Raw genomic sequence first — 6,374 nt, 5'->3', positions numbered from 1 at the left:
AATGACAGCAATGACATTCTCATTGATTGAAAATTTACCATATATACCTGCTCCCTCTGGTCTAAATTTATTGATTAGAGAATTATCGAGGTTTAGGGTTGGACTTGCAAAATTGTCATAACACATTTTCTCAATTGGTAGTTCAAGTTTTGGAATTAATTCAAGATAAGATGCAAATTCAATATTTTCAGTCTTGAAGTCTTGTCGATTAATTTGTACTTCCTTTTTAATGTCTGATTGTTCTGTCTTTGTCTGATTTTTATTTATCCTATTTGTACAGGATAATAATGCAAAAAGCAAAACAAAAAGTATGAGCTTATTCATCTGTATCAGTTTGTTTTAATGCCACCCAACTTGTTTGTATGCAGCGTATGACTTATATACGCTTATGGAAGGTGAAGGCAAAAAAGGCGGTTTTTGGGGTGGCATTAGTATAGATTAAAAAAGGGAGAGTGAGATTTTAATTCAGCTTCGCCTCCTCAATTACACTCGGATAATAGAGTTCTCTAATCATGTAATATTGCCTGCGCCACGTGCCATCCTTCATACTTAAGTCAATTATGCATTAATAGTAATAAAATTATCACTATAAAAAGCCACGTAAAATAAACCAATATTATTTACACATCCAAGTCATCCAGCGGGCTTTTTAGCTGACTTATATCGCGTTTAGATATATGAGTATATATCTCAGTTGTTTTGGTGCTGCTATGGCCCAATAAGCGTTGTATATTTCGTATGTCAACGCCTTTGTCGTGCAAGTGGGTGGCGAAGGAATGCCTAAGCATGTGGGGTGTAACACGCTTGTCAATGCCGGCCTTTACGGCAGTGCGCTTTAGTATTTTCTGTATACTGCTGGCACTGTAGGTGCCGCCGTGTTGTCCTTCAAAAAGATACAACAGGGGGCGCTCTTTGCGTATGTAGCGCAGCAGCATGTCTTTTAATTTAGCAGCCAGCGGAACAATGCGGCTCTTATCGCCTTTGCCGTTCTTAACGGTTATAATATTGTTATCGAATTTAATGTCAATAACCTTCAGCTTAATCAGCTCATCGCAGCGAAGTCCGGCAGCATACAACAGAGTAAGTATGCATTTGTGCTTAAGGTATATTTGTTGTTTTAAAATGGCTTCTACCTCCTTCTTGTCGAGTATTTTTGGTAGCTGACGGCCTGTTTTGGGGCGGGGAATCTTATCGGTATCCAGTTCGCGTTCAGTAAAGGAAAGCAGGAAGCGCTTAATGGCACTGATGGCAATATTCTGGGCCGATCGCGAGTAGCTTAATTCTTCGCGCAGAAAGAAAAGATAATCCTGTATTTCATCATCACTGATGGCAGTAATTGACTTACCTTCATAGTAGTTTTTTAATTTATTAAGCTGACTCAGGTAATTATCAATGGTACGCTTTTGTGCACCCTGTAATGTCATTACTTTTTTAAGTTGAAGCAGTTCCTTATCAAGGGCTTGAGATGATCGTTTTAAATGAGATAATACTTTGATATCTCGCTGGTTATTGTATTGAATCTTACAGCCCTGCTGCTCAAAGTAAGTATGTATCTTCAGGCGTTTTGTAGCATAGTTTTCAATGACCCAAATCCGTCGCCGATATTCATATACCCCTCCTATACCGTGTATAAAAACTACCCACTGCCTTTGATAGGGTGTGGGAAGCAGCAAGTAACAGGCTTTATTAGCCAGCGATAGGGTAATGACTGGGAGGGAGGGTTCAAAAGACTTGCGGTGCCTGTTGAGTACATCGCCCATGCCGCGTTTCTTTATTTTATCAATATTGAAGATAACATGCTGTCCAAGGGCATTAAACAAACGTTCTAAATACTCATTGCGAAAGCGGGTGTAGTAGCAGCTGTATAACTGACTGTAGTAAACAAAATCTAACTGTTTTAAGTGCTGTTCAGTAGTCTTGTCGCCCTGAAAACTTAACTTAATAAGCGGTGTTGTTTTGTGACTAAAGGGAATAATGGCAATAACAGGTTTCATGGTGCTCTGCTTTAAATTCAACAAAGTATTAACTCGGATATTGGAGAAACACTACTATGCAATATCGATGAAAATGGGACAAAAACCTTGACTAACAGTCGAATTATGCGTATAATAGACGGGTAAATCAACCGATAGTAGCATGGCCCATTGTCTGTATTGTCATGAATTATTGCAAGGGCGAAGCGATAAGAAATATTGTTCGCCCTACTGCAAGTCAGCTTATCACTATCAGCAACATAAGCACAGCGAGGATACGCGCTTTCTGGTCATCGACCGTCAGCTGAAGACCAACCGTAGGTTGCTCAAGGCCTATAACAAAGCCGGGAAATCGGTGGTGCGCCGTGCCCATATAATGGACGATGGCTTTGATCCGCGTTACCATACGCATTACTGGCAGGCCAAAAATGGAAATACCTATTACTTTTGTTACGAGTACGGATTTATGGCCAGCAATGAGCACGGGGTGGATAAATATGTTTTGGTGCAATGGCAGGATTATATGAAAGCCTGATGGGGTTGACCAAAACATTATTAGCAGTAAGTTCTGAAAGTTCCATTTATCACCCCGCGTCTCAACTTGGGATTACAGGGGTATGTTGCCGTGCTTCTTTAGTGGTGCTGCCTCGCTTTTGTTTTGGGTCATCTCCAGGGCCTGAATAAGTTTAAAGCGCGTGTTTTTGGGCAGTATAATTTCATCTACATAGCCCAGTTCGGCTGCCCGGTAGGGGTTAGCAAAGTTTTCGCGGTAATCATCCACATGTTTCCCATGTACCTGCTCATCACTTTCCCCCCTGAAGATGATTTTGACCGCTCCCTCGGGACCCATCACCGCTATTTCGGCGGTGGGGTAGGCCAGATTAATATCGGCTTTCAGGTGTTTCGAAGCCATTACATCATAGGCACCCCCGTAGGCCTTACGGGTGATAACGGTAATTTTAGGTACGGTGGCCTCGGCATAGGCATACAAGAGCTTTGCACCATGCTTAATAATGCCACCATACTCCTGCACGGTACCCGGCAAAAAGCCCGGCACATCCACAAAGGTAACTACAGGTATGTTAAAAGCATCGCAGAAGCGAACGAAGCGGGCACCCTTAATGGATGAGTCAATATCGAGTACTCCGGCGAGGTAGTTGGGCTGATTGGCTACAATGCCCACCGATCGACCGGCCATGCGCCCAAATCCGGTGATGATATTACGGGCATAATGGGGCATTACCTCAAAAAAGTGTTTGTTGTCGACCACCGCTGTTATTAAATCAAGCATATCGTAGGGCTTGTTCGGATCGGCCGGTATTAGTTCCTGCAGGGCACTTTCTTCGCGCCGTATATTGTCGGTGGTGGGCAGCACGGGCGGGTCTTCCATGTTGTTGGAAGGAATAAAGCTGAGTAGCTCGCGTATCATCATCAGGGTATGCTCATCGTCGTCGGCCATAAAATGAGCCACTCCGCTTTTGGTGTTATGTGTAGCCGCACCGCCCAGCTCTTCCTTGCTAACCGATTCATGCGTAACGGTCTTAATCACATCCGGTCCGGTAACAAACATATAACTGGTATCTTTTACCATAAAAATAAAGTCGGTAAGCGCCGGTGAATACACGGCACCGCCAGCGCAGGGGCCCATAATAGCCGATATTTGGGGTATTACGCCCGATGCCTTTACATTCAGGTAAAAGATGTCGCCATAGCCGGCCAGACTTTGCACACCTTCTTGTATGCGCGCCCCGCCCGAGTCGTTTAGGCCAATTAAGGGTGCGCCCATCTTCAGGGCCAGCTCCGATATTTTGATGATCTTATCGGCGTTGGATCGACTTAGTGAGCCTCCAAACACCGTAAAATCCTGCGCAAAAACATACACCAGCCGGCCGTCTACCTTGCCATAGCCCGTGATAAAACCATCGCCGGGATAGTGGCTTTTCTCCATTCCAAAATTAGTACACTGATGTTTCACCAGCTTATCCAGCTCTACAAAGGTGCCGGCATCTAAAAATATGTTGATGCGCTCGCGTGCCGTTAGCTTACCACCCTTGTGCTGTTTCTCGTTACGCTCAGGTCCGCCCCCGGCTTCTGCCGCTTTATTGAGGGCTTCAAATTTCTTGTATTTATCCTCTAATCTTTGCATATCTTTCAACTAAGGTCTTATTCAACTTCTATCAGGGGCTGATTGCCCTCTGTGGCATCTCCCTCTTTTACATAAATGCGTTTCACCATGCCATCGATGGGACTTTTATATTCACTTTCCATCTTCATGGCCGACACTATAATCAGGGTCTGTCCTTGCTCTACGGTATCGCCCTCCTGCACCGGTATCTTCACAATTTTACCTGGCATGGGGGTGGAAATAATGTTGCTTCCTGCATCCATGGCGGCTTTGGAGGCGTTGCGGTAACGTGTGGCAGCATCAATTACCTCAATCTCGTAATAATTGTCCATGGTATTCACCTTATACTCATTTAGGGTGTTGCCTTCTATCATTTCCATATTAATGGAGCGGCCATCCATGAGGATGGAGTAGGTGTCGGCCTCCACCTTAACCAGATCAAGGTGATAAAGACGACCATCAATATCCACCTTGTATTGTGAGCCCTCTTGCTCCAGTATTTTGATGCGGGCGCGTCGTGTATTTATTTTTAACTCAATGGGCATAGTTACTAGTTTTACAGGCGTAATATGTTTTTTCGTCGTGCATATTCTTTCCAGGCCGATTGATTGGGTGTCGCCACATTACTTTTGTCGGCCGCTGCCTTCAGCTTCTCCGTGTAGTCGAGAAAAGCCACAAACAGGGCAATGTCCTCACAGGTCTGGGCGCAGTCGTCTTCGTGGCTCATCAGGTAATCCATGTTTTTTTCGATGAAGTGCGTGTTGTAGTTGCCGTCGACAAAATCAGGCGCCTCCATTATGCGGGCTACAAAGGGAATGGATGTTTTAACGCCCGTAATTTTATATTCGTAGAGGGCACGTTTCATGCGGTCGATGGCTTCGCTGCGGGTGGGAGCCCAGGCTATTAGCTTGGAAATCATTGGGTCGTAATGGTAGGGTATTTCATAGCCCTCATACACATAACCATCGGTACGCATGCCTAGCCCCATGGGCTCCGTAATGTTTTTCACCACGCCGGGGCAGGGCATAAAGTTGTTTTGATGATCCTCCGCATAGATGCGGCACTCAATGGCATGGCCGTGCTGCCTTAGCTCGTCTTGGCGGAAGGAGAGGGGCAGCCCCATGGCCACATTAATTTGTGCTTTTACCAGGTCGATGCCTGTGGTGCGCTCGGTAATGGGGTGCTCCACCTGCAGGCGCGTATTCATCTCCAGAAAATAAAAATTTAAGTCATTATCCACCAGAAACTCAACGGTTCCGGCTCCCACATAGTCAACCGATTGGGCCGCGGCGATGGCCTGCTGTCCCATGGTATGGCGCAGCGCCTGTGTCATCAGAGGCGATGGGGTTTCCTCCACTACCTTTTGATGACGCCGTTGTACAGAGCACTCGCGCTCAAACAGATGCACGTAATTACCATGGCTGTCGGCCATAATCTGAAATTCAATATGATGGGGCGACTCAATATATTTCTCGATGTAAACTGCATCGTTGCCAAAGGCGGCGCGTGCCTCTGACTTGGCCATGTTATAGGCATTAACCAGCTCTTTCTCGTGCCGCACCAGGCGCATGCCTTTACCACCACCGCCGGCACTAGCCTTTAGCATAATGGGATAACCCATATCGGAGGCAATGCGTTTTAGCTGATCCGGATCGTCAATATTCTTCTGTGTACCCGGTACCACCGGCACGCCCGACTCAATCATCAGCTGTCGGGCCGTGAGCTTATCGCCCATGGTATTGATGGCATGTACCGAGGGACCGATAAAGATAAGGCCAGCACGGGTAACGGCCTCGGCAAATTGTGCGTTTTCTGATAAAAAGCCATAGCCCGGATGAATGGCGTCGGCCTTTGTTGTGCGTGCCACCTCCAGAATTTTATCCATATTGAGGTAGCTTTCGCTTGAAGCAGCAGGCCCTACGCAATAAGCCTCATCGGCATAGCGCACGTGCATGGCCGTGCGGTCGGCCTCGGAGAAGATGGCGACTGAGCTGATGCCCATTTCGCGGCACGAGCGCATCACGCGAACAGCGATTTCGCCACGGTTGGCCACTAATACTTTTTTAATCATAAAATGGAATAAAGGTTTCATTTATAAAAAATTAGCGCCCAAATTGTTCTGAACAGTATTAAAAGATCTTAAATTCTGATACATCAAGATGCAGCTTTCTGTTATTTCATCCAGTGCTGTGCTTATTTTGTGTGGAATGATTATAAATAAGTGAAGGCATAAACAGGCGGCCGATTGACTGGTTTAATAAGTGTATATTTGTTAT

6 protein-coding genes are annotated in these 6,374 nt (G+C 45.6%); 1 reads left to right on the top strand and 5 read right to left on the bottom strand.

What is annotated here, in order from left to right:
• Together ACRD7A_RS04450 and xerA are read right to left on the bottom strand one after the other, a co-directional pair.
• Positions 1-324, bottom strand: a 324-nt coding sequence (locus tag ACRD7A_RS04450; RefSeq protein ID WP_430817928.1) for a hypothetical protein, incomplete at its 3' end; no start/stop codon positions are given.
• A gap of 296 nt (positions 325-620) precedes the next feature.
• A complete protein-coding gene (gene xerA, locus ACRD7A_RS04445; RefSeq protein WP_430811206.1) occupies positions 621-1,994 on the bottom strand; it encodes a site-specific tyrosine recombinase/integron integrase in 1,374 nt (457 codons plus the stop codon).
• A gap of 142 nt (positions 1,995-2,136) precedes the next feature.
• On the opposite strand from xerA, the gene ACRD7A_RS04440 reads away from it, so the two are divergent.
• Positions 2,137-2,508 carry a hypothetical protein gene (locus ACRD7A_RS04440; RefSeq protein WP_430811205.1) on the top strand — a complete coding sequence of 124 codons (372 nt, stop codon included), beginning with the start codon at positions 2,137-2,139 and terminating at the stop codon, positions 2,506-2,508.
• A gap of 72 nt (positions 2,509-2,580) precedes the next feature.
• Here the strand turns inward: ACRD7A_RS04440 and ACRD7A_RS04435 are convergent, their stop codons facing one another.
• The 3 genes from ACRD7A_RS04435 to accC are packed head-to-tail and all read right to left on the bottom strand — an operon-like array spanning position 2,581 to position 6,190.
• Entirely contained in the window at positions 2,581-4,119 is a 1,539-nt protein-coding gene (locus ACRD7A_RS04435; protein ID WP_430811204.1) for an acyl-CoA carboxylase subunit beta, read from the bottom strand.
• A gap of 17 nt (positions 4,120-4,136) precedes the next feature.
• On the bottom strand, positions 4,137-4,643 hold the full coding sequence (locus tag ACRD7A_RS04430; protein ID WP_430811203.1) for a biotin/lipoyl-containing protein: 507 nt from the start codon (positions 4,641-4,643) through the stop codon (positions 4,137-4,139).
• Between the two features lie 11 nt (positions 4,644-4,654).
• Positions 4,655-6,190, bottom strand: a complete 1,536-nt coding sequence (gene accC / locus ACRD7A_RS04425; protein WP_430811202.1) for an acetyl-CoA carboxylase biotin carboxylase subunit — start codon at positions 6,188-6,190, stop codon at positions 4,655-4,657.
• Between the last annotated feature and the right edge of the window lie 184 nt (positions 6,191-6,374).

The organism is Carboxylicivirga longa, from assembly GCF_050589825.1.
Taxonomy (GTDB): Bacteria; Bacteroidota; Bacteroidia; order Bacteroidales; family Marinilabiliaceae; genus Carboxylicivirga; species Carboxylicivirga longa.
The sequence above is the reverse complement of the archived record's forward strand: the minus strand, read 5'-3'. Positions and strand labels throughout refer to the sequence as shown.